Annotated in this window: 20 protein-coding genes; 5 read left to right on the top strand and 15 right to left on the bottom strand. The window is 56.2% G+C overall.

Going from position 1 to position 23,523, the window contains the following annotated elements; genetic code table 11:
* Window positions 1-2: 2 nt before the first annotated feature.
* The gene (locus MOP44_RS20065) at window positions 3-848 is read right to left on the bottom strand and encodes an alpha/beta hydrolase family protein (RefSeq protein WP_260792111.1); all 846 of its coding nucleotides are present in this window, start codon (window positions 846-848) and stop codon (window positions 3-5) included.
* Between the two features lie 548 nt (window positions 849-1,396).
* On the opposite strand from MOP44_RS20065, the gene MOP44_RS20060 reads away from it, so the two are divergent.
* From MOP44_RS20060 to MOP44_RS20045, 4 genes are all read left to right on the top strand, one after another.
* Entirely contained in the window at window positions 1,397-1,690 is a 294-nt protein-coding gene (locus MOP44_RS20060) for a hypothetical protein (protein WP_260792109.1), read from the top strand.
* Window positions 1,691-2,064: 374 nt separating this feature from the next.
* Window positions 2,065-2,649, top strand: coding sequence for an RNA polymerase sigma factor (locus tag MOP44_RS20055; RefSeq protein WP_260792107.1), 585 nt, complete (start codon window positions 2,065-2,067; stop codon window positions 2,647-2,649).
* Window positions 2,650-2,845: 196 nt separating this feature from the next.
* Window positions 2,846-4,102 carry a DUF3300 domain-containing protein gene (locus MOP44_RS20050; protein WP_260792106.1) on the top strand — a complete coding sequence of 419 codons (1,257 nt, stop codon included), beginning with the start codon at window positions 2,846-2,848 and terminating at the stop codon, window positions 4,100-4,102.
* Between the two features lie 148 nt (window positions 4,103-4,250).
* Window positions 4,251-5,912, top strand: a complete 1,662-nt coding sequence (locus MOP44_RS20045; RefSeq protein WP_260792104.1) for a hypothetical protein — start codon at window positions 4,251-4,253, stop codon at window positions 5,910-5,912.
* Window positions 5,913-6,897: 985 nt separating this feature from the next.
* Here MOP44_RS20045 and MOP44_RS20040 read toward each other — a convergent pair.
* From MOP44_RS20040 to MOP44_RS28170, 9 genes are all read right to left on the bottom strand, one after another.
* Window positions 6,898-8,430, bottom strand: coding sequence for a type II secretion system protein GspD (locus tag MOP44_RS20040; protein WP_260792102.1), 1,533 nt, complete (start codon window positions 8,428-8,430; stop codon window positions 6,898-6,900).
* Between the two features lie 56 nt (window positions 8,431-8,486).
* Window positions 8,487-9,080, bottom strand: coding sequence for an Ig-like domain-containing protein (locus MOP44_RS20035; RefSeq protein ID WP_260792100.1), 594 nt, complete (start codon window positions 9,078-9,080; stop codon window positions 8,487-8,489).
* Between the two features lie 166 nt (window positions 9,081-9,246).
* Window positions 9,247-10,926 (bottom strand): type II and III secretion system protein, encoded by a 1,680-nt coding sequence (locus tag MOP44_RS20030; RefSeq protein WP_260792093.1) that lies wholly within the window; start codon window positions 10,924-10,926, stop codon window positions 9,247-9,249.
* A gap of 311 nt (window positions 10,927-11,237) precedes the next feature.
* Window positions 11,238-12,353, bottom strand: coding sequence for a type IV pilus twitching motility protein PilT (locus MOP44_RS20025; RefSeq protein ID WP_260792091.1), 1,116 nt, complete (start codon window positions 12,351-12,353; stop codon window positions 11,238-11,240).
* A 272-nt stretch (window positions 12,354-12,625) separates the two neighbouring features.
* The gene (locus tag MOP44_RS20020; protein ID WP_260792089.1) at window positions 12,626-13,618 is read right to left on the bottom strand and encodes a hypothetical protein; all 993 of its coding nucleotides are present in this window, start codon (window positions 13,616-13,618) and stop codon (window positions 12,626-12,628) included.
* Complete coding sequence (locus tag MOP44_RS20015; protein ID WP_260792088.1) at window positions 13,615-13,836, bottom strand: hypothetical protein; 222 nt, start codon at window positions 13,834-13,836, stop codon at window positions 13,615-13,617. The genes MOP44_RS20020 and MOP44_RS20015 overlap by 4 nt, the downstream gene beginning before the upstream one ends.
* Window positions 13,837-14,224: 388 nt before the next feature.
* Entirely contained in the window at window positions 14,225-14,938 is a 714-nt protein-coding gene (locus MOP44_RS20010; RefSeq protein ID WP_260792086.1) for an RNA polymerase sigma factor, read from the bottom strand.
* Window positions 14,939-14,962: 24 nt separating this feature from the next.
* Window positions 14,963-15,211, bottom strand: coding sequence for an RNA polymerase sigma factor (locus tag MOP44_RS28175; RefSeq protein ID WP_390905503.1), 249 nt, complete (start codon window positions 15,209-15,211; stop codon window positions 14,963-14,965).
* A 73-nt stretch (window positions 15,212-15,284) separates the two neighbouring features.
* Entirely contained in the window at window positions 15,285-15,515 is a 231-nt protein-coding gene (locus MOP44_RS28170) for a sigma factor (protein WP_390905454.1), read from the bottom strand.
* 1,707 nt (window positions 15,516-17,222) lie between these two features.
* Here MOP44_RS28170 and MOP44_RS20005 point away from each other — a divergent pair.
* Window positions 17,223-17,831, top strand: a complete 609-nt coding sequence (locus tag MOP44_RS20005; protein ID WP_260792084.1) for a hypothetical protein — start codon at window positions 17,223-17,225, stop codon at window positions 17,829-17,831.
* A gap of 101 nt (window positions 17,832-17,932) precedes the next feature.
* Here MOP44_RS20005 and MOP44_RS20000 read toward each other — a convergent pair whose 3' ends face one another.
* The 5 genes from MOP44_RS20000 to MOP44_RS19980 all read right to left on the bottom strand — a co-directional run bounded on the left by MOP44_RS20000 (window position 17,933) and on the right by MOP44_RS19980 (window position 23,513).
* Window positions 17,933-19,303 (bottom strand): ATP-binding protein, encoded by a 1,371-nt coding sequence (locus MOP44_RS20000; RefSeq protein WP_260792082.1) that lies wholly within the window; start codon window positions 19,301-19,303, stop codon window positions 17,933-17,935.
* Window positions 19,300-20,064 (bottom strand): response regulator transcription factor, encoded by a 765-nt coding sequence (locus MOP44_RS19995; protein ID WP_260792080.1) that lies wholly within the window; start codon window positions 20,062-20,064, stop codon window positions 19,300-19,302. The genes MOP44_RS20000 and MOP44_RS19995 overlap by 4 nt, the downstream gene beginning before the upstream one ends.
* Window positions 20,065-20,325: 261 nt before the next feature.
* A complete protein-coding gene (locus tag MOP44_RS19990; RefSeq protein WP_260792078.1) occupies window positions 20,326-20,535 on the bottom strand; it encodes a hypothetical protein in 210 nt (69 codons plus the stop codon).
* 285 nt (window positions 20,536-20,820) lie between these two features.
* Window positions 20,821-21,873 (bottom strand): hypothetical protein, encoded by a 1,053-nt coding sequence (locus tag MOP44_RS19985; protein ID WP_260792076.1) that lies wholly within the window; start codon window positions 21,871-21,873, stop codon window positions 20,821-20,823.
* Between the two features lie 443 nt (window positions 21,874-22,316).
* Complete coding sequence (locus tag MOP44_RS19980) at window positions 22,317-23,513, bottom strand: hypothetical protein (protein ID WP_260792074.1); 1,197 nt, start codon at window positions 23,511-23,513, stop codon at window positions 22,317-22,319.
* Window positions 23,514-23,523 lie beyond the last annotated feature (10 nt).

The following is a 23,523-nucleotide window of genomic DNA, read 5'->3' as shown; positions in this document are numbered from 1 at the left end:
TGCTAGTTCAGCCGGGTCAGAGGAACGACAGGTACGCCATCACTCCATTTCCCCATTAGCATTAGGCTTCGATCTCTGAATAACTGGTCTCGAGGTGCATCGGAAAAGGCTGCTCCAAGCAGTCGATCGAGAAGGCGCCACGTCCCCATATAGTCGAATGCGTCAACTACTCCGATGTTCATCGTGTTTCTGCTTACGCCCGGCCTCACCGGGGTTTTAGCAAATGAGCCATCGGTATTCAGTACCGCGGTCGGGGTGAAGTGATTGGCAACCAAGGCAGGCGATCCATGACTATCGCTGTGAAGCATGAATAGAGCCTTGTTCTCTGCGGGAACCGAAGTCGACTCGTGCAGGATGCGCTCACCGTCAAAGGTGGCAACAGAAGTGTCGTCCTCGCCCACGAGAATCAAAAGGAGAATATCGTCAGGGAGGGTACTCAGGTCCGCTAAGGGTACGGATGCCACACCGCCGCGACGGCTGTCGCCCGGTTCAACGGGCATCAAAGCCTTAACCTTCGGGAGGCCTTCTGCAGATGCGCTCGCAGCAATGCCGGCAGCAACCATGCCGCCCGCCGAATGCCCCACGACCGCAACTCGCTCAAGATCTGGAAGAACGCCACCGGGGCCGGATTGAAGAATGTGGAGCCCCGCCTTCACTCCCGCCAGGGCGTTGGGAACGAATCCGCGCGTTGGCACTCGCAAGTTGTCCTGATAGTTGGGCCACAGCACGATGTTTCCTCGGGACACCAGGTGATCGATCCATGCCTGGTATCCCCGCGGCAGAATTGCGGAGAAGCCGTGACAAAAAATCACGACGGGCGCATTCGTCGGGGCCGGGTTCGATGGCAAGAATAGCCATCCTCCTTGCGCGCCACCAGGAATTTCGATGCGCACAGTTGACCGAGAACTCTTCGCGCTTCCACCCGGACCGAGAAGTGGCTGCTCCGGTTGCACTGGAGCCGACTGTAGTGGTTCTAGACTCCTTTGTGCGGAAGCGGTGCTCGCCCCGACCAGGATCATCCACATTGCTATTGACATTGCACACTTGCGACGCATCCGTTACCTCAGGCTGATTGAATTGTTCGTGGATATCGTTGAACGGCATCCTTCCCCTAATCGTGCACTGTCCGTAGCACCTCTTGCGTAAGGTTTTGTCTAGATCGAGCCGCGGTGAACTTTACATTTCCTTGCATTTCGCTGCATGACTTAGAGCGACAATCGGCCGTGTAACAATCGCACGGTGTGATTCCGTGACACTGCTCCAATGAGGTACAACGATGACTCCCCAACGCTCTTTCACCATGCTCGCAATCGCCCTTCTGATGGGCACGACTTTCTCGCACGCCCAGGCACTCCGCCACAGGTCAACTATCGGCCCCCGAGGAGGTACGCGCAACATGACTCAAACCCGCGGGAACGGCCAATTCTCAGGCACGCGCCAGGCGACCGGTCCCAATGGTGGGACCTATACCAACCAGAAAACCGCCGGTAATGGCCAGTACTCTGATACACGCACGGCGATAGGACCAAATGGGGCCACATACTCGTCGGAGCGCTCAGCACAACCAGGCGAGCTGACTAGCACGAAAACAGCGGTTGGGCCGAATGGTGCAACGTACACCGACCAGCGTACCGTCTCGAATGGACAAGTCACCAACTCCAGAACGGTCACACCAGCACCCCAACCCTAAAAGTCGGCAAGAGCCAGGAGCCTGAACGCAACGGCGCATCAGCATTGGCTCGATGGCTTCGGCATATCTCGCAATTCGATTGCCATATGGCCGGAGAAGGACGGGCGCCGTTGTGACTTCAGAGGAACTCAATCAAACTGGAGCGGCTCTCTTTCATAACATTCAGCCCAGTGCTTTCCTGCGGCCTCCTTTCCAATAATTCCTGACATTGTGTGTTCTCGCGTGGAGCTAGATTCGTTGGCGAGAGAGGCCTATCTATGTCCATGATGGAGGACGATTGTCGCAACCCAACTAGATCCACCGTGCGGCTCCCCGCTGCTCGACTCAAGACGCGGCCTTCCCCTGCTTCACGAATAGAAGGATGGATTTTTGGAATGTCTCGACTTAATGAATTGGCACTTGGGAATCAGATCCCTTCAACTCTCGGCCAAGCGGCAGAAGAGTTTGCCGCTGTCGCCTCAACCTGCCGACCCTATGTCTTCCGATTCTTATTGGCATCCCTTCGCGATGCGGATCTTGCGGAAACTCTCACGCAGGAATGTCTTTTGAAGGCGCACTTTCACTGGTCTAGTTTTCGAGGGGCGTCGAACCCGAGAACCTGGTTGATCCGGATCGCTGAAAATCTGCAAAAAGACCACTGGCGCAACCGGCGCTTGCAGTTCTGGCGCCAAATGACGAGATCCTCCGTCGAGTTGGATGACGTGAGCAACTGGCTCCCGACTTGCGAAAGGTCCCCTGAAGACCAAGCCTCCGCACGGGAACATGTCCGCCTGATTTGGAGGATTGCTGACGACCTTCCAGAGCGACAACGAACCGTGTTCCTGCTTCGGTTTGTTGAAGATCTCAAAATAGGCGAGATTGCGGAGATTGCCGGTCTCAATGTGGGCACGGTAAAGGCACATCTGCACCGTGCGCTCTGTCGCATTCGCGCCGAACTCGAGATGATGAGCAGGCGTTAGCCTACGTCAGTTAGCCGGTCAAGAGAACGAAGCGCTCCTGCATTGGTCCGACATTTCTTGACATAACTTCTCATCCACTCGGGTCAGACTGAACGGGTGCATCGATACTCCGTTCCGCCGACAGTAGAGATCCTGTCCGAGAACATCGATTCGCATCGAGTTCACACATTCGAGGTTTCACATGACTTCGCGACTTATGGGAACGACACCTTCATTCTCGAAGCAAAGCCCTTCTTTGAATGACCTGCTGATCCAAAAGGTACGCAGCGCCATCGCAATGGCACTAATCTGCTGCATGATTCCGCTGAGCACCGAGGATCTTCCTGCGCAAGAGGTCGCAACTGTGCGACCCCAATATTCCCAAATTCCTCCAGGTCAACTTGACCAACTCGTAGCTCCTATCGCGCTTTATCCCGATGCCCTAGTCGCCCAGATCCTCGCTGCGGCTACCTTCTCCCCGCAGATCGTTGAAGCGGACCGCTTCGTGCAAAGAAATGCCGCCATGCCGCAACCGGAGCTGGCACGCGCCGTGGACGCTCAGCCTTGGGATCCAAGCGTCAAAGCTCTCACGGCATTTCCTTCAGTGCTTTCGAATCTCGACCACAACCTTCAATGGACCGGCCGTCTAGGTGACGCATACTACAACCAGCCGCAGGATGTCATGATCGCCGTGCAAGAGATGCGCCAGCGGGCCTACGCCGCAGGAACGCTCAGAACATCACCGCAACTAAATGTGATCTATCAGCCGTCTAGTATTGTGATTCGGCCTGTCAACCCAGCTGTCATCTACGTGCCGCTCTACAACCCTTGGGTTGTCTACGGCGATCCGGTCCCGATCTATCCTGCTTATTACTATGTGGCGCCGCCCCGTCCGGCTGGTGTCGTAACCGCCGCTGTTGTTGGATTTGCAGCAGGCGTCGCGGTCGGTGCTTTCCTTTCCTATGGCTGGGGATGCAGTCATTGGGCCCCGAATTGGTATTCACGCACCATTGTTTACAACCACACAACCTACATTTCTCGAAGTGTAACGGTCGTCAATCATGGCTACTATGGCCGTTTCGATCACACCGTGGCTGCCCGTTCCTTTAACCAAAGCATAGCTACGCGCACGGTGGTCGGCCCACATGGAGGCACCTACACCGATCAGCGTGCCGTAGGAGATGGGCACTACAACAACACCCGCACTATGACCGGCCCAAATGGCGCAACGTATACCGATCAGCGCTCGATCGGCAATGGTCAATACAACAATACGCGGACTGTCACTGGGGCAAACGGCAGAACCGCAACCGAATCGACGTCTCACTACCCAGGTGGGAAGTCAACCACCATCACGGGGCCGAACGGAAACACTGGAAGCCGAACAGTGACCGGCCGCGGGACCGGCAAGGCAACCATCACCCGCACCGGTCCGAGGGGAACGAAGACAAGAACCCGTTTAGACCCTCGGTAAATACGATTCGCAATCAAGCGCACTGCCAATGGCGGGAACGAGCGTTTCCTCCGCTTGCGGCTGTGCGCTCAAAAACTACAAGGGCATTCCGCCTAACGATCGCATTCTCCCGGACGCGGTCCTCAAACACTTGGTTCATGAGGAGATAATGTTCAAGACACTCGCAGCATTCACAATTGCTATGTTCTGCGCCCTTGCAGCGTGCATAACCCTCGCGGGCTGTGGAGCAGGAGTCAGCCAGCCGACTCCACCTCCCGGAGGCTCATTCAGCAACAGCAGCCTGAACGGAACATACGTAATTTCCTTTTCCGGTTACGACGATACAAATCGCAACGAGAGCTTCTTCGCCGTGCTGGGAACAGTGACCGCAAATGGAAGCGGCAGTTTCACCGGAGGAACGATCGACGTAGATGATCCTGCCTTAGGTGCGGCTCTCAGCACCGGCTACGTTTTCAATCGCCTGACGACTTCCGGATCGTACAGTATTTCGGCGGACGGTCGGGGCAGCGGCTCGCTTTCGGCAACCATCAATGGGAGCCAGGTTCAGTTCGGTATCGATTTTGTGCTAATGTCCGGCACTCATGGACTCATCAGCCGATTCGATCAGAACGGCAGCGGCAGCGGCTCCATTGATCTGCAAGCGTCCAACATCGACCAGACTTCACTGCAGGGTTCCTATGCCTTCGGACTGAACGGCGTTGACTCCACCATCGACAACCCGTTGTCATCAGTCGGAGCGTTCACACTCGACTCGAATGGAAACGTCACGTCTGGCGTTCAGGATTTCAACGACGACGGAAACTCCAGAGGTCTTCGAGCTCTTACGATGCGAGGCAGAGTAAACGCTGGGTCCCCCGGAATGGCTCAGCTTACAACGAACGCTGCTGGATTCGGCGCTCTGCATTTCGACTTGTTTGCAATTGATGCGACCCACTTGAAGCTAATCGAAACGGATTCGGTCGCATTCCTCGCAGGCGACGCTCTTGTTTCTACCGGTCATACTACATTCCCTTCTGGACCGCTCGTGTTTGATTTAGCGGGCGAAGACACATTGGCAGGATCGTTTGCCGCCGCCGGACAGCTCACCTCCGACGGATCAAGCCAGATCACCGGAGGCCTTGAGGACATCAACGATGATGGCTACGTGTCCCAGACGCCTAGCATCCATGGCGTGTTCACTTCAGACGGCCCACGAACAACTCTTACATTGAACGGCATCTACAACGGTTATTTCGTCAACAATAGCCTTGGGACCGGCAACTATACCTTTGCAGCTTATCCGTACAATGGCGGCATTATGCTTATGGAAACAGATAACGGCGCAAGCAACACGCCAGGGATATCAGGCGGGAACATGTACATACAGACCGCAACCTCCATTCCACAAACTCAAGGGTACGGACTCAATCTTTCGGGTGTGAATGGAAATGGCGGAGTCGACCTGATCTCCGAGTTCTCGACGAACACCGCTAACAATATGGCGGGCCTGTACGATGTGAACAATTTTGGCTGGACCATGACGGGATTCAGTCTTGGGAACGGCAGCTATTCGATTGATTCGAACGGCCGGGGGACCGCCTCGTTCCCAGACTTGCAGACAAGTAGCAACTCAATGATCGGGGCGCTCAATCTGGCCTTCTACGTAGTGGACGATTCAACCGCGATCTTTGTCGAGACTGACGGGAATCAACTTGCGACAGGCGCGTTTGAGAATCAAACTGCCACTGCAACCTCGGCGGCCCTGAAATCACATTTTGCGCTGGTACGACCGAGAGAGTCTCTTCATACCGCTTTACGGCTTAGACGATGAGTCAGTAATTGGCGGTGTTTCATGGGCTAGCGCGCGGGGGAACCGCATCGTCCGCGCGCTGAACCGTGGTGCGAATCAACAACGATCTGCTGGATGGTACGCACGTCTGAGGAAATTGGGCGCGTGTCCTCCTGGCAATCTATCGATATCACAGTGGCCTCTGGAGGCAACTACTTCGCGACAGGCTCCTTCCGGCGCGAACAAACTGTCGTGGATGGAATCTGGGCTCGCTCCGTTGTCGGAGTCAGGTTTGAGGCCGAAAGATCGACACCGCGTAGTCTGGCGCGCTGCGAAAGGGAGCCAGCTCTACCTCTCGGGCTGAGCTTCGTCGCACAGTTATTTCGCCGAGTTCGCTCTAGCCGTCTGGGCGACAATCCGATCTACTCCGATTCCAACAATTCCGAATTGTTTATCGCCGAACAAAACAAGCATCTTGTCACCTGCACACTGCCTTCTTGGACCAAGTTGTACCAAAACTGGACCAAGCTTCGATGAGCATCGAATTGATGTCGTCCATGTTGATTTTGGATGATATTGGCCCCTCAGGTCTGGCTCGAATCCTAACCTGCCGGTTAAGATCCGAGTACCAGGAGTTCGTTCGACTCCGCAAACTTCCACGTCGACCACAATAATCCGGTCAGTCGAGCCTACCGTTCGGCTTTTCCTGCATTAGCAGGGTTAAGCGAACGAACAGGCCGCGAAATCGAAGCGGCGATCATTCTCGATGATCTTTTTCCGGGACTCTGAAGCGGAATTCACAAATCTGGGTTGCGTTTACCTCGTTGCCGTACCTTTATTCCTCTTCTCGATCGCCGCCCGCCCTTTCCCGGAAAGATCCCCTCACCGCCCGAGAATTCCATGTTCCCGGCGGTGGCTAGGGAGGGCGCAACGCCGGATCCCGCCGTGCGGGGCAGGCACCGCAGCGGGAGACCTTCGTGCTGACGACTGGTCGTGTCCCCGTTTGCCGCTCTTCGCGCGGCAGGGATCACTGCCGCGGCAGGAGCCAGATCGATCCCCCGGCCCCCTGATGCGCCCTGCGGACAAGATGGGGAGTGACCACGATGGCCAGTTCCATGATGTCCTTGGTGGCCTTGCGGTTAGTTGCCCCGGACAGGCCCGGCAGGTTACCCAAGCCTGGAACGCCGGTGGTCTCCAGCGACTCTTGCTCGGACAAGTCGCTGACCAGGATCGCGCTTTCGCCGAGCCCGAGCGATACGATGCCCGCATACTGGCGGTTGGCGAGAATGGGAATGTTGTTGAGGCTGGTGCCGGCCAGCGACGAGAGCTTCATGTCCAGGTTGAGCGATACTTTATCGCTGGATTCGACGTGCGGTGTCGCCTTCAGCGTCAACCCCAGATCCTCATACTGGAACTGGGGGATCGTGTTGTTCGAGGATGAGGCGCCTGCCACGGTCGAAAAGCTGGAAATCAAAATCGGATACCGTTCGCCGCTGCGGATCGTCGCTTCCTCCTGGTCGAGCACGCGCAGCTGCATATCGTCGAGCAACCGCGCGTCTGACGAGTTCAGAAGCAGGTTGACATTGATCTCGCGCAGGTCGATCCCTGTCTCCGTGAGTCCCCCGCCGAAGAGTGCAAACGGGCCGTTGAAGACAGTGCCCGTCAGCAGACCGGCGGCAAGCAGGGCCGCGAGGATGGCTTCATCGTTGCCGGCCAGAGACGGGTATTCCTTCAGGATCTGATCCACCAGGCCCGCATTGCTCTCGAGGATACGGTTGACCTCCGAGGGAACATTGAACACGGTTGTCGAGGCCGGCAGCAGGATGCCCACGTTCGTCGCCCGGGTCCTGTCGATTTCATACAGGCGCACGTCGAGTTGCACAACGCTCCGCCCGTGCAGTAATTCCGCGTAGACCGCATCGAGCGCCTCCAGCTCCGCCTCCGAGGCGCGAACAGTCAAAGTCCCTTGGAGAGGCTCCATCCGGCTCTGGGAAGCACCGACGATCTTCGCTGCGATATTCCACATATCCGTCAGTTCCTTCGCAGTCAAGCCGGGAAAGTAGAAAGTTCGACTCAGCCGGCGCTCAAGCCGGGCGCGGTTTTCCCGGGAGTTCCGCGCTGCCAGAGCATGGTGCGGGTCCAGTGGAACGAAGAATGCGTCGGTGGCGAGACCGAGAATCTCCGTTGCCGTCTCGAAATCCACGTCGTCGAGATCGAACCGCGCGGGAGTCGCCCGCACGCTGTCGTCCAAGATCGTATCGACGCCGAAGGCCTTGAAGACCTGCTGAATGACATGGCCCTGGTCGCCGCGCAGATGAAAGCTGCGGTGACCGGAACCATAGAGGAGCCGCTCGGCTTCAGCGGCGGAACTGCTCTTACTTTCATAGAGAGACTGGGGCGCGGTGTGCGGAGCGTCCTCCCCTGGCTGATCAATGTGCTGCGCGACCTCAGGGTTGTGGGGATCGAGTGTAAGCGCAGGGCTGAGCGTGGCGAGAGCCGAGTCCAGAATAGGCGTGGCGGGCCCCGCGACCACCGCCTGCATGGGCACTGCGAAGGCCACGGCAGTCAGAACGATGGGAATGTATCGTGTCGCATTCATACTCATGAGGCTCCGCTTTAGGAAGAAGGGGAGACGGTCAGCGTAATCGCGTTGCTCTTAACGCTTCCGGACTTGGCTGTGATCGTCGTGGTTGACGTACTGCTCACGGTCTGGGCGGTCGCGAGTCCAGAACTGCCGATCGTAGCAACCGACGTATTCGAGGAGTTCCAAGTCACCGCGTCGGTCAGGTTCACAGTGTTTCCGTTCTGGAGGACGCCAGTGGCCGTGAACTGCGCCGTCTGACCCGAAGAAAGCGAACTGCTGGTGGTCGTTATCGAGATCGAGGAAAGGTTTGCCAGCGTCACGGTCACCGTCGTTGAGCCACTGAGGCCGTTCAACGTGGCGCTGATTGTTGCGGCGCCCGTGGATGCCCCCGTGACCAACCCGGTGGAACTTACCGTCGCGATAGAGCTGTCCGAAGTCGACCAACTGACGGAGTCCGTGACTGTGTCCGTGACGCCGTTATCGTAGGTGCCGGTGGCGCTCATGTGTTGCGTTTTACCAACGGCCACCGATGGCGTTGACGGGGCTACCGTAACCGTAGTGAGCGTCGGACCGATAAAGAAGTTTTTGCATCCGACAAGCATGAGGAGGATGAATGCGAATGCCATAAGCCGAAGCAGTGCTGCTGTACTCCCTGGTGAATGAATCCGTTTTCGTTTCATCGCCGCCGTCCTGGTTGAAGGCTTCGTTATCGAGTGGTATTCCTTGTTCTGCAACTTCCCGTCCGTTCACGGCAGGGCCAGTCGGTTGCAGAGAGTACATTCCGGACAAAGCTCATTGCGGAGAGACAGACGTGTCCGTCGCAGTCGATCGCACCTCTCGCAATTCGATGGCGTTGCTGGTCCCCGTATCGATTGGCCGCAGATTGAGCGGATCGATCTCGATCCCGCGAACCAGGTGAGGACGGATCAGAAAGACGATCTCTTCGTGCTGAACTTCGTGACTCTGGATGCTGAAGAGATACTTCAGGCCGGGGATTTCTCCCAATCCCGGAGTTCCGCTCACGCCTTTGTTGTTCAGTTCCTGAACGAGTCCGCCGAGGATGTTGCTCTCGCCCTCCTTGAGGCGGATCATCTCTTCCACACTCTGCTGGCCGATAATGGGTTCGGTGACGCCGCTGATGGTCGTATCGCCGTTGTGGGAAGTGATTTCAACCTTGACCTTGAGGGTCACATCGCCGTTGTAATGAATGATGGGCGTCATCTCCATCACCACACCAATATCGATGTATTGAAATTGCGTATTCACGTAGGGGTTGGCAGCAGACGCACTGGCGCCGGAGAACGATCCGGTGGCAATCGGGATTCTCTCCCCGATCTTCATCGTCGCCTTCTGGCCGTCGGCGGCGCGCAGCCGTGGATTTTGCATTATCTGCGTATCGGTATCGGTCAGCAGCATCTCGGCCTGAGCGGTCCCGACGGTGAGGGAGAAATTCTTCGCGTTCAGATTGGCCAGATCATTGAGCGTCAACGTGGCATTGGAATCGGTGCTGGTTGTTTTGAGGGTTGCACTGAGGGTCTGCGGCCACTGCACCCCCATATTCCGGACCTTGTCTTTGTCGACCTGCATTACCGTTACGTCGATCATGACCTCGGGCCTGGGTTTGTCGAGGTCATCGATGAGCTGCTCTGCCAGGAGAAGTTCATCGGGAGAGCCGCGCATGACAATGGCATCCTGGCTTTGCACACCATAAAGTTTTACGTTTGTCAGCACGTTGCGCAGCGCGGTCTGGATATCGTTCAGATCGTTCTGCTGTGTCGCGTTTGCCAGATAGAGAACCTGAATTGCCTGCTGTTCCAGTTGCGTTCTCTTGGCACGGGTGTCGGCCGCCACAAATATCGTGTTCCCGGTAAGGGGTTTCCAAAACGTCCCAGAGGTGGTGGCGACCACGCGCAGCGCATCCTCGAGGCCCGTGTTCGTGAGGTCCACGGAAATACGTTTGGAGTTGTATTCCGGGTCAAACAAGACATTGATGCCCGCCGCCTTGGAGAGACTTTCGTAGATGATCTTCGCGTCCTCCGCCATGTGCAGCGAGATGGGTTCATCGGAGATAGGTCTAAGCTCAACAGGCCTGGCCAAGCCCGCCAGCCGCTTTCGCTCATTTGGCAATTGGGGCATATCGCTTTTCTGTGGAGCTGGCGTGATCTGATCTTTCAGGCTGGCAATGCCCTGCCCCGCCGCTTCGTTTGACGGATCGATAGCCGCTGCGCGGAGAAACTCGGCCAGAGCGCCTGTGATCTTCCCGTTCTCCTTCAGTTCTTTTCCGCGGGTGATGTGTTGTTCCGAGGCGAGCGGTCGGATTCGCTCGTAGGCTGTCTTGTACTTGAGGTTGCCGGGTTCGTCCAGCATCGCCTTTCGGTAGGCGTTGCAGGCCGAGTCATAGTCCTCGCGAGCTTCAGCGGATTGCCCCTGCTTATAAAGTGACTTAGCAGACTGGCTCGCGCGTATCGGCAAAGGCGCGGCAAGGAAGATAAGAGTGCAAATGAGGACTAAATGTGCTGTTGCTCGTTTCGAAGTCTTCACAAGGAAAATACCCCTAACGGGGATTGCTCCGAGAGAGAGGAAAACTTCCAGATTGAAGTGGAATTATTTTGAAACGTCCGAGAGGAGGACGGAAGGGCCGTTATTCAATAGGAAGCGGCATGCGTGGTGGCAATGCTGCTCTGAACACCCAGTCAGTGGTCCTGTCCGCATTGACGCAGAACGAGCTCAGGATGCTCAGGATTTCTTACTGCCTTGATCTCGTGAGAGCAATTAGGAAACGGTCAGGGGATGAGATGGCGCTCTAAATCATCGGGGTGATGGGAATGATCGAATGCAGTGTCACGGGAGATTCGCCCTCTTCGGACCAACTCGGCAAGAGACTGCTCGGTGGTGAGCATTCCTTCAGCCCTTCCGGTTTCTATGTGGGCGCGGAGTTGGTGATCGTCCCCGCGCCGAATCAGGTTGCGAATCGCTGGAGTGGCGAGCATGATTTCGACTGCCGGATAGCGTCCGCTTCCGGCTGCCGCCGGAATGAGTTTCTGCGAGATCACTGCCACAAGAGCCAATGAGAGTTGCTGCCGTATCTGCGACTGATAGCTGGACGGAAAGATGTCGAGGATGCGCAGGACAGTCTGCACAGCATCATTCGTGTGCAGAGAACTCAAAACAAGATGGCCTGTCTCAGCCGCGGTCAATGCTGCAGCCATGGTGTCGGCGTCACGCATCTCACCGATCAAAATTACGTTCGGATCTTGCCGGAGAGCTGCGCGCACAGCATCCGCGAAACTCAGCGTATCGTGGCCAAGCTCGATCTGCTCAACAATGGAGCTTCGATTGGGATGCTGATATTCCATCGGGTCTTCAATCGTGATGATGTGGTCGCGACGCTTGCGGTTGATCAGGTCGATCAACGCCGCCAAGGTCGAACTCTTTCCCGATCCAGTAGGACCGGTAACCAGCACAAGGCCTTGCCGCCGCTCCATCAGGAGCGCGAGGGTGGGCGGCAGGTGCAGCGATTCCAGTGAAGGAACCTGCTCGGACAATAGGCGAATTGCGGCTGCCAGAGTCCCTCGCTGATAGTGATAGTTGGCCCGGAACCTGCCGATCTCCTGTCGCACGAAGCAAAAGTCGATCGATTTGCGGGCCTGCAGTTCTTCGCTCTGCGCTGGGGTCAGGATTGGCAGCAAAATGCCCCGCAATTCGGCGGTTGAGAGAATTTGCCCGACTCCGGCGGTGAGGCCGCCATTCACCCGCAGAATGGCGGCCGAACCAGCGACTAGAAGAAGATCCGAAGCCTCACGCTGTACTGCGAGGCTCAAGAATTGGTCGAGCAGCTTGCTTTCGTCCGCTTTGGGTTCCTTGGCCGAGCGATTGATCTGCTCGACAAGACGCGTCAATTCCGAATCGTATTCAGCCATAGGAGCGCGGCAGCAGTGCCTTCCAAAAGACGCCGCATGGAACAATTCCGCTCAAGCCAGCGGATGAACGATTCTGTTGACGATCTTCCAAGGCCCTCGAGCAGCGCAGGACAACAACCAGAGGGGTTCACAATTGGGATTGCGCGAGGATTCTGACGTCGCCGGCCTGACCAATCGGTCGTGAACGCAACTTACCTCAGATCGCAGCTAAACCAGGAGCGCCACCACAATCGTGATCAAAAGCACCCTGCTCAGCGCTTCTGGATAACCATCGGAATCTTGTCTACCGTGTATCCAGAGGGCACCTGGAACATGCTCGGATCGGGCTCGCTCCGCTGGATCTTGGTGAGCGTGTACGTTGATTCGCCAAAACGCGGATCAGTTTGCGTGCTCTGGATGACTAACTTGAGATCTGCCGAATACCAGGTCTCGCGGGTTATCGACAGATCCTTGTCGTTACCGATAGCACCTGCGGGAATGATCGTCGTAGTCCTCGTCCCGGTCGCAGGAATACCCTCGATGATCTTGGAGCCGAGCGATTCGGTCCTAACGTCAGGCGCTGCCTGGTCTTGGTCTGCCTGGGGTGGAATTGCGGGCCCTTGCACAGTCAACGTCATTGGCGTACCTCCGCCTGGCGCACCAGCTGTCGGAGCGAAGGAGAATGCTGCAAAGCCACCTCCGCTATGACCTGTCGATGCGTCGGACGGTGGCATTGGTGGGAACTTCGATACATGCGCCACCTTGTCATCCGATGTGTAGTCGGTATGGGTCTTTGCTACCGGATCGAAGATAGTCGTGAGCGTCGGACCCTTCGTCTGGGAAGAGTCCGTCCCAGACCGCCATGGGCCGATGGTGCTTAATTGCTGAACGCGAGCCGTCCGGCCGTCACTGTCCCGAGCCACAGTAGCGCTAGTCGTTTGCGTGATATGCGATCCGTCTGCAAGAGTCTGCTTAACATCGGTGATCGCCACAGCCTGGTATGGCTGGTTCTTCACCGTTTCGGTATTCTCCTGGAGAGCAACAGCCATTCCGCCGGTAGTGATTACGCCGACCTGCGCAGGTCCGATCGGAGGAGCGCCGATGGCGGCGACAGAGATTTGCGGGCCCGGACAACTACCATCCATGCAAGGCGGCGCGGGCATTGACATGGGGGTACCGGGTGCTTGAGCGATACTGACAGCGGTCTTGGTGAGCAGTACTGCCGCCAAGCCGTAGAGCGATCTCTTACGAATCGATGAGATCATTCCTTCTCCTTCATTACCTCAAGGGGCAGAGGCAGGCTGATCGCGCGAGGCAAGCCATCATCACCGAGGGTCAATTCGGCAACGATGCGCCTCTCCTGAACGGTTGTGTTGATGGGAAATCCAAGCGACAACAGATCGGACTGCGACATCGAGACTCTAATCGTAGCGCCGGTTCCGGTTTCGATTGCGCTGTTGGAATAGGGAAGCTGTACCGTCATTTGTCGCGGACGAGTAGGCTCCATATCCAGGTTGCGTGAACGGCGCGTGTTGCGTGACCTGCCGGCCGACGGCACAGCTCGTGGCTCAGAGTGGGCGGCGATTTGCGTCGAAACAGCAGGCGTCTTTGCTATGACGGTTTTACCGCGGTGAACGGGTTCGCCTTGGCGGAAATGAAATGACAATCCCGCTGCGAGTCCAACTGCAAGGAGGCACACAGTTGCCATAGCAGGTTTCAACCTTGCCTCTGACCTGCGGCAAACAGTTCGGGAAATCGGATTCAAGCGTTCAGACGCAAGGGCATTGAGGTGTTCCCGGAGGGCAGGAGAGGGATCCCGTTTCGACAGGTTGCCGATGAGGCTCAAAAGTGAATCAACGTGCATTACATCTTCAGTCTCCGCTTGCTTCAATCGCGGTTCCGGCATCCGACTCCCCCTGTCCTTGCGCGACAATCTCGCGCAAACCAGTCGATCCAGTCCTGCGCAGCTTCGCCGCCAGGATCGCCTTCGCACGATTCATTCGCGAGGCAACGGTCCCTTCCGAGCATTCCAGAATCCCGGCAACCTCGCGGTAGCTCTTCTCCTGAAGACTGCAAAGTACCACTGCTTCCCGGTAATGCTCCGGCAAATCAAATATCGCGCGGTAGAGTTCCGTCAACTCAGATCGCTTCTCCAGGATCATCGAAATGTCCCGCGTCTGAATCCTCCGACAAGCGTCGTCGAGAAGCTGGTTCCATTCCGGTGTCTCTACGACGCTATCCAACGAAACCACTCGGTTCGATCTCCGTCTTTCCGCTCTGGCCAGATTTCTCGCAATTCCGAGCAGATAACCTTCCATTGTTCCCCTTTGGGGATCGAATTGCCCGATGGTTCCCGTGGTCATTGAATCGAGAATCACGACTAACACTTCCTGCGTAAGTTCTTCCGCTAAGGCGATTGACCCGGTCATGTGCATCAAGAACCGAAAGACCGAGGAGCGATGCAGGTCATAGACATCTAGGAAAGCGCCCTCGTCCCTCTGCTTCAGCCGGATGATAAGCTCAGCATCGGACCAAGTGGTGCTAGTCTTCGGACCTTTGTTTCGACCAATCCATGACCACCGCAATGTCTACCCTGCCTTGTATTGGAGTCAGCGACGCAGAAACTTCCCGTTCGCTCGAGTTTTTCGAGCAAATTTTCGCCCTGGCGAGAAAAGTCGACGTTTGACGATTTCCAATCCGTCCCGAACCTTTGTCAGCGCTCGATTCAGGTACACCTTCAGCGCTCCCACTTTTAAGCCGGTGCACTGCTCAATCTCGCGAAATTCGAGTTCTTCCACATAACGCAGCAGGAAGACACTCCGTTCGCGGTCACTGAGACATCTAACGAACTCCCAAATCCGCGTGGTCTGTTCGCGAGCGATGATCCGCTCCTCCGGTCACGGTTCCGCGCCCGGCAGCAGTTCCATCGCGCTATCCGCGTCCACGGCATGTCTGCATCTCACGCCAAAAGCGCCTCTTGCGATCGCGCCAATGATCTTTTTGAAGATTGATCGCGGTCCGCATCAGCCAAGTCCCGGCGCAAGACTCCCCGCGGAAGCTGCATCGGTTTCGATATGCCTTCAGAAAGGATTCCTGCGTCAACGTCTCGGCCAGGTCTCGATCCCTGAGCGAGGCCAGCATGAAACGATAGATCCCCGGCATTTCGATCTGCGCAGGACGAAGATCTTTCCGACAGACGCACAGAGCACGCACATCATGTCGCGCGTTTAGCAGGCCTCATTGTGGCTGCAGCCATGCTGTGGGCGACCCCTTGGGCCCTTGTAGCTGAACCACCGACGGGAGAGGCATGCAGGTCACGTTGGATGGCATTATCTATTCCGATAGCGACGACATACTCGCTCTGACGCTGGACGGGAATACAGTCTTTTCGATCGCAGCGATCCGACCGGGAGGCTTGCCTCTGACGCAGAACTATTTTGCCGACGGGAAAGCACCGGGTACCAACATATGAAGGGTGGACCGCAAAGAAGACGGCTGGGGCGAGCCCGTCTGGCTTGGCCCCATTTATTAACAATGATGTCTTCGTCGACCTTCCCAGTAATGCTCTTGTTGGCACGCTCTATTTCATGCGTTGGAATGCCGGATGAAAAGCGATGCATTTCTGGCGTTCGCGAAATGTGGGCGGGATCTATTTGCCTGCGGAGTTTGTGACGCTCAGTGATCCAGCGGTGTCGGTGCATGTTCCGGCGATCGCGCCTGATCAATCCTTCATCGTTTTCGATGATGGAAAGGTGAAAGGGAGACTAGGCGCCTAACTGCCCATTCCAAGTTGTGTCGATGAAGTCCTCATCGAGGAGACAATCGAGCGTTGCAGCGTCACGGTTCCGAAGAGCCGTCAGCCAGGCACGCTCACAATTCCGAACGCCCACCTCGTCTTTTGACTGCTACATTGCGCATGAAGCATAGAGACACGGATACAGCAGTAATGCGATCGATAGCAGGCCGAAAGAGGCCCTGCACTCGGGCCGACAGCCCTTCGTTCCGGATACATCTGCTCTGACCAATCCTGCGCATGTTCAGTGCACCGTTACGACAAAGCTCTGTCATGAATGTGCGAAGTGCCCGAGTTCGGTTCAGATGTCCAACCATTTGGTTTTGATTCCGAACTCTCGGGCGTATGTATCTATGTGGCATTGTGGCCGCGATCATGACGACTATTGGCATAGCACTTTTGATCGACGCAATCGCGATTGTAAACCTCGCATGTCCACCAAGCGTCGAGACGAAAGTGTGTGCGGGATCGCCATAGTGTTTGCGTCGCCTGCCTGGGTCGGGGCAAGTCAGGCCGAAGGCAGCGCAGCTCAAAGAGATTCCAATCATGAGAATTGTCGGGAATTGTCGCGAGTCGAGCTCCAGGGACGACTTTCTTTCGCATCCGCCGGTCTATGCAATTGAAAGTCAATCGAAGGAGGAATATCAATGATTCCAATTCTACGGAAGACAGCACTCGCACTGGCGTCGGTCCTCGCAGCTAACGCCACCTTTGCACAGCAGACAACTACCCGCACCAATCGAAAAGGCGACACAGTTACGGATACGCGCTCGTTTCAAAATGGGCAATACACCAATGACAGGACTGTTACCACTCCGGATGGAAAGACACACACGAATGATTACACCGCCAGCCGAAATGCCAACGGCCGACTCGTCACGTCCGACACTCGAACTGGAGTGAACGGCAAAACGTACAGCAGATCGACGACTCATGGACCTTATGGAAACAGGACCACTGTGACCGGACCGAATGGCAATTCCCGCACATACCGTCGCAGAAAGTAGTCTGCTGCAGCTTTAAATCTGGCGTTGTCCTGTTCCCCGGACTCGACGCTCAATTCTTCGGGAGGTTTGATGAGAGACTTTGCTGCTCTCTTTCTGGGAATCTTCAGTCTGTCGTACGGCGTCTGCTGGGCACAACAGGCGCCGACGCACTTGCCGGATGCTCCGGATCTGTCTATATCAAAATCAGCGAACTCAGACTATGCTCGCCCTACGCAAGAAGAACGATTCAAGAGCTACTTACGACAAACGTACGGTGTAAAATCCATCCTTGAAGCCGGAGCGCACGCCGGAATTGCGCAAGCACGTGATCACCCTAGCGAATGGCCGCAGGGTGCGGAGGGATACGCAGATAGATTTGGCTCCGCGATGGGGGAACATGCCGTACGCGGCACCACAGAATACCTGCTCGCGGACCTCTTGCGAGAGGATATCCGGCATGTTCATTGCAGCCATCCGTGCTCGGTCTCGCGTTTCAAGATTGCGTTCGAGAATACCTTTCTGGCCAGGAGAGGAGACGATGGCCATGAAGCCTTTTCTGTTGCTCGATTCATCGGCCCGTTCTCGGGCGGTATCGTGGCGGTCAACACATGGTATCCGGCAGGCTCGACGGGCGCAAACATCTTCAGAGAGGCAGGCGTCAGTTTTGGCCTCCGTTATATACGGAATCTCATCTGGTAATCGCCTGATTACCAGATGAGATTCTTGCCAATCATGAGCTTGGTGGAGAGCCGAAACACTCATTCGAAAACGACTCTAACATTCGCAACTCTTGTCCCTTGCTACGAAACGGGAAGTCGGTGGGGGAGGGCGATCACAACTTGAAGCCCTCCGTCCCGACGATTCCACGCTGCAATAGTGCCATCATGGAGACGTACCGCCTCGGCGGCGATGGCGAGACCGAGACCCGTTCCGCCGCTGTTACTCTCCCGCCCTGGAGCCGTGCGGAAGAACGGTAAAAAGATATCAAAGAGCATCGAATCCGGAACGCCTGGTCCGGAATCGAGGACTTCCACGATAACCTCCTTCTTCACTGCATCAGTTCTGCAATTCAGTTGGATTTCAGAACCTGGGGGCGCATAGCGAATTGCGTTCCGGAGAACATTGTCTATAGCACGCCGCAAAAGTTGCGGATAAGCGAGGATGGTAACGTCATCTCGCGTGCTCTCAACTCGGCAGTTCGCGTGTTCGGCTTCAAGATTCGCATCATCGATGAGGCTCATGCACAAGGAGTGCAGGGCTACCGGCACCATCGTTTCCTCCGGACAACGCCCCGCCTCCAACCCTGCGAGAAGCAACAACTGTTGAACCAGGCTACTGAGCTTGTCAGTTTCGCGCTCAATCCGCTTCAGAGCCTGACTTGAAGCTCCTTCGATTTCTCGGCGCAGCAAGGCCTGTGCTAAATGCATTCGCGTGAGGGGTGCACCAAGTTCGTGCGAGACGTCGGCGACAAATCGACGCTGTGCCGTCATCAATTGCTGAATTCTTGCTGCCATAATGTCAAAGTCGCGTGCAAGATCTCCCAACTCATCTCCGCGGGTGATTCGGCGCGGCGAGGATCGCGCAGCCAGATCGCCTTCGGCAAGACGCTGAGCTGTCGCGCGCAAGCGAGTGATTGGCCGCGTCAGGTAGAGCGAAAGCGCTATGCAAACCAGAGTGGCCGGCAGTGTCGCCAACGATAGATGAAACCAGAAATGCGGCCTGGAGATCCGGCGCTTGGCGCCCAACGCCGTGAGTACGGCAACATAGCGTTTTCCCGAGCCACTTTGAATCGGAAACGCAAATTCCACTCGCAGTGCTGAACGCATCACCTCGATAGAATTGCTCTTGAAAGCATCATCAGCGAGTTGTGCCATGAATGGTGGAGGGGTGCCGTCACTCGCCAGGACATGCCCCTTCGGATCGATCAAATGCAAAGAACCGTTGCGGAGGAGTGCAGATGTCTGGACCTCCGCAACGAACGCTTCTGCTCCCCGAACCTCATAGGTGTTGATCGCCCTCCTCAGCACGGATGATGCCGCTTCAGGTTTGAATAGAGCGCCCCGCTCTCCAGGGAAACTTGCCGGCCAGAGTTCTCCCGCAGCGAGCACGGCGGCAATCATCAAGATCGTGGCCAGCCAGAATGCAAGAAAGATGCGCAAGAACAGCCTCATCTATCCTCTCCTTGCGGTTCAACAACTCTACTGCGGAGATAGATGTATCCGGTGTTACGAGATGACCGGAAGCGTTCCTGACCGTTCTCGTACGGTCCTAGCTTCTTTCTCAGAGCACTGACTAGATTATCGATGGCGCGGTCTCCAGCGTAAGGTGAGCGCCCCAGCGCCACGCGCGTGAGGTGCTCTCGTGTCACGACTTGGCCCGCACTCGACACGAGGGCGTGCAGAACGTCGAATTCCGCCGCCGTGCAGTCAATCGTTCTTCCACCGCGCTCGATCGTGCGCGAACCGGTGTCCAACGTCAGATCTTCGATAGTCAAAAAAGGCAAGCCAAATCGCGAAGGCTGGGTACGTCGAAGAACTGAACGGATTCTTGCCAGCAGTTCGACGGGGGTGAATGGCTTGGGAATATAGTCATCCGCGCCGCCGTTTAAGCCGATGAGCTTGTCTTCCATCGCGGACCGTGTTGTAAGCATGACGACCGGTATGTGGCTCGTTCGACGGATTTCGCGTAAAACTGTGAATCCATCTAGGTCCGGAAGCATGACATCGAGGATGACGAGCATGAGCCCACCATCCTTCAGACGCTCCAACCCGTCCTTTCCTTTGTATGCAAGATGAAGATCGAACCCCTCCGGGCGGAGATACTCGGCCAACATTTCGGCCATATCACGATCATCGTCGATTAAAAGAATAGGGCGTGATAATCCCTGGGAATCGGACCGAATCGATTTCGCTGGATCTTCTTTGAGCGGCATGGCGTCGCCTCTATTTTAAGAGCGTGCATTACTGGCATAATCGGCGGCAATCCCGTCTTCAGGAAATGCAAGAATTTGGAGATAGCATTGCGGCCACATCTGCTATGGTGCGGAAATCCATTTTCGTCACAAGACACCTTTGCCGCAGCAAGTGATCTCGAGGGATCGGAAATGCACTTCGCTGCGGCATCGGCGTATCGTTTAGAAGTTCGTTTGCGATCTCAACTGACCAGACTCAAAGCGGAGATCGACGAAGGTGAGTCACTGTCGTGTTGCCGTCCAGGAGCCTCCTTCCTTGGTCGAACCGGTCATCTTGTCACCTTCAACTGTCCCTGTGAACTCGACTTTCCGCCGCGGCATCTTTACGGTGAACGAAACGTGATTTCCGCTCAAACTGCCCGTTAGAGGCGCTCCGCCGCGTCCTCCCTCGAACGATCCGCTAAGCTTGTTGTCGTCTTGCCGGAGTTGCATAGTTGCCTGGCGTTCTCCCTTTCTGCCGGCAAATGACACCTGCCAGCTTCCAGTGAGACTCCGAGCGGCATCGTTGTCCGGCGTAGCATTCTGGAGAGTTGATGCTGGTGCCGCGGTGCTTGCGTGCGAAAGAGTACTGGTCTGCGCAATCGCAATGACCAACGCACACGCCAAGTAGATTGAATGTTTGGTTTTCATAAGACCTCCGGGTTTAGCTCCTTCGTCCGAATAGACGCAAACTGACTTCAAGCGAAGAAGGTGTTCTGTCGGTAATTGTCAGAGAATCTAACGCGCCTGCGGCACGTCCACGTCGAAGATGCCGGTTTCGACTTTGTCGCCATGCTTCATTTGCACGAAGATGCGGTAGCGTCCTGCGTTCGGAAAGCCGTAGGGGAAGCTCACGCTGTTGGGAAGTGAGGTTTCGGTCCTGTCCATGCCTGGCATGTCAGGCATCTGCTTTGAATCCAGCGAGGGGGTAGCAGGATTGGCCATCATGTATGCGGCCATAGCTACGGTTCCGGTGGGATGAATGTGGGCGAAGACCGTCCCGTCGGTTTTGACGAAAGCCGCGTGGCCCTGCATACCCATATAAAGGTCCATATCGCTCGGAGGCTTTCCCGTCGGGTCAAGCAACTCAAAGCTGAATGTTTCCGGAACCTGCGGAGCTATTGCAGCAGGCATAGACCACACCATCGTGTACCCATCACTCAGTTTGAACCGCTCTTCATGCAAAGTTCTATTGGCGGCTAATGCTGCGCTGTTCTCTACTGGATTCGCTTGGCCTTCAGCATCATCACCAGCTAACGCTCTGCCAGAAACTAATGGCAAAGATGTCTCCGCCACCAGCGTCTCTGGAAATCCGTCAGCGTGAACCACATCTGCATAGAGGTGATACTCCCCAGCGGGCAAATCTGGAAGAGCGAGCTGAAATTCGCCAGTTCCTATCGGCTCAGGATGCAGATGAAAGACGAAATCCATCTGCGGCCAACGGATCATGTAGAGGTGCATGAGGTGGTTATGATCCGGAATGAAGTCGTCAAGTTGACGTTGTGAAAGCCAACCCCCATGTGAGATCTTCAAATCAAGTAGGTTGCCATGCTCAAGAGTCGGCTGCATGTTAAGTGGCTTGTAAATGTTCCCGGAGTAGCTTGCTGCATCAGCCTTCCACCAACGGTCTCCCAATAGAATCACAAGCGCCAAGAAGACGAAGGTTGCCGTCATGGCGACGTAGCCACGCCGTCGGCGTGCCGCAGAAACTGGCATGCCGGTAGGCACTTGAGCTTCCCGAGCAGCGGCGCCGATAATACCTACCATTCCCAAGACCAGAAAGATGCCCAAGACTGCTAGCAGTACTCCTAGGGCGGGCGACATCTTTCGCGTAGCCAATGCCGTTGCCGGTAGCGGAATCGATACTGTCCCCGGTCCCTGGCTGCCGCTCACCGCGAACTCAACTTGCCAGGAACCCGGAGCCATAATCCACAGCTGTCCCGTAAAGAATCGTGGATCTTTTGTAGGCTGCCGCATGGTATCGGGCACCGGTGGATGTTTTGAGGCTTCGCCCACCAGTGGAACTGGTGTGATTGTGATGTGGTCTACTCCCTCCGTCTGCACGCGCACGTTCAGCTCCGCGACGCCGGGAATAACAACCGGAGGTCGCACAACGACCGACAGCTTGTATGGACCTGCTTGGCCCTCAGCGTAAACATCCGAGCTTCCGACATGCGCGTATGCCACAGGTGAACACAGAAGGATGAACGCAGACACCGCTTGTTTGAATCGCATCATCGTTGTACCTTTCGCATCCAGTCACCCAGCTTGAGTCCCAGCCACATGCTGATCACAGCGCAGAACATCGCCAGGCCGAAGCCCTGGAACCGCACTCCATGGGCCACGCGGATGAACTGTCGCGTTACCCCTGCACTCCACGGCGGCACAAAGTAGGCATGGTAACCGGTCGCGAAGAAAGGGTTCTGTGCAGCTGTGGTCATCAGAAAATCGGCGAAGGGCCACTCCACGGCCAAGAGGCTGAGAAGGAACACCGTTGCGCCTGCGAGAGCAATCAGCCACCGGTCTCGATTTCCGATACGCCAGAAGAGGAGGTCCAGGAATACAGCGGGCACAAGCAGCAACAACGGAAATTGTGGTGGCACGAAGTGCGTGACCGGCTGATAGACCGGCCCCAGTTTTGGCTGTGCCGGGAAAAGAGGAAGGATCAAAATGAAGCCCATCGTCACGATGGTGTAGATCCCCGCAATCGCGGTCATTGCCCAACGATGGCGTGACGCCTTCCATGCCAACGCAAAGCAAAATGGGACACCGACGCTCAGGACGAGATACGAGAGTGGAGAATGGAGCAACACGTCGCGTGTGTATTCCGAACAGAAGAAAGTGACCGCCAGAAGCAAGATTCCAAACAGGTAGATCAAGAGCCACTGGAGCTGCCTGGTCCTGCATTGGCTGGTGGCTGCGCGGTTCATCTCCGCCAGGGTCAGCAAAAGGGTTCCGGTTTCAATCGCAACGCTGCCCAACATCAAGAGGGCGTGGGGCGGGCTGATAATTTTGACGTCGAGTCCATAGGCACTATGCCACCAATTATCAAAGGGCGCTGAAGTGAGCATGGCGACGCCACCCCAGGCGGCCAGGAAGGCTCCAAGCGGTGCTCTGAAGCCCAACACATGGACGGACCGAGGTACGAACTGCTGAGGCGAGCGAAGCGTCGTGTTCAGGATCAGATAACCGCAGACCACGCCCGCAAGCACGCTGCACAGATAGATCGCCATGTGGGCGGGCGTCCAGAAGGTGTCGCGCCCGATCGACTCGTGCCACGAGACATCCCAGCGAGCGCCAATCATCCCTGACGTCACTGCAGAGATCGAGCACCAAAGATACCATGGGGTTCCGCTTGCACTCTTCACTGCTGTGGGAAGTTCCTGTTTAAGCGACTCGGTTAGCGTATCGGTTTTGATTTCGTTTTGCACAATCGTTCAG

It is taken from the genome of Occallatibacter riparius, assembly GCF_025264625.1.
GTDB lineage: Bacteria > Acidobacteriota > Terriglobia > Terriglobales > Acidobacteriaceae > Telmatobacter > Telmatobacter riparius.
This window is presented reverse-complemented; position numbering and strand designations above follow the sequence as displayed.

Bases quoted from the DNA above. Each gene is read 5' to 3' on its own strand.
- MOP44_RS20060 (WP_260792109.1), top strand. From the start codon at position 1,397: ATGACTCAAACCCGCGGGAACGGCCAATTCTCAGGCACGCGCCAGGCG.
- MOP44_RS20055 (WP_260792107.1), top strand. From the start codon at position 2,065: ATGTCTCGACTTAATGAATTGGCACTTGGGAATCAGATCCCTTCAACT.
- MOP44_RS20050 (WP_260792106.1), top strand. From the start codon at position 2,846: ATGGGAACGACACCTTCATTCTCGAAGCAAAGCCCTTCTTTGAATGAC.
- MOP44_RS20045 (WP_260792104.1), top strand. From the start codon at position 4,251: ATGTTCAAGACACTCGCAGCATTCACAATTGCTATGTTCTGCGCCCTT.
- MOP44_RS20035 (WP_260792100.1), bottom strand. From the start codon at position 9,080: ATGGCATTCGCATTCATCCTCCTCATGCTTGTCGGATGCAAAAACTTC.
- MOP44_RS20020 (WP_260792089.1), bottom strand. From the start codon at position 13,618: ATGATCTCATCGATTCGTAAGAGATCGCTCTACGGCTTGGCGGCAGTA.
- MOP44_RS20015 (WP_260792088.1), bottom strand. From the start codon at position 13,836: ATGACGGTACAGCTTCCCTATTCCAACAGCGCAATCGAAACCGGAACC.
- MOP44_RS28170 (WP_390905454.1), bottom strand. From the start codon at position 15,515: ATGCCGGGGATCTATCGTTTCATGCTGGCCTCGCTCAGGGATCGAGAC.
- MOP44_RS20005 (WP_260792084.1), top strand. From the start codon at position 17,223: ATGAGAGACTTTGCTGCTCTCTTTCTGGGAATCTTCAGTCTGTCGTAC.
- MOP44_RS20000 (WP_260792082.1), bottom strand. From the start codon at position 19,303: ATGAGGCTGTTCTTGCGCATCTTTCTTGCATTCTGGCTGGCCACGATC.
- MOP44_RS19995 (WP_260792080.1), bottom strand. From the start codon at position 20,064: ATGCCGCTCAAAGAAGATCCAGCGAAATCGATTCGGTCCGATTCCCAG.
- MOP44_RS19990 (WP_260792078.1), bottom strand. From the start codon at position 20,535: ATGCAACTCCGGCAAGACGACAACAAGCTTAGCGGATCGTTCGAGGGA.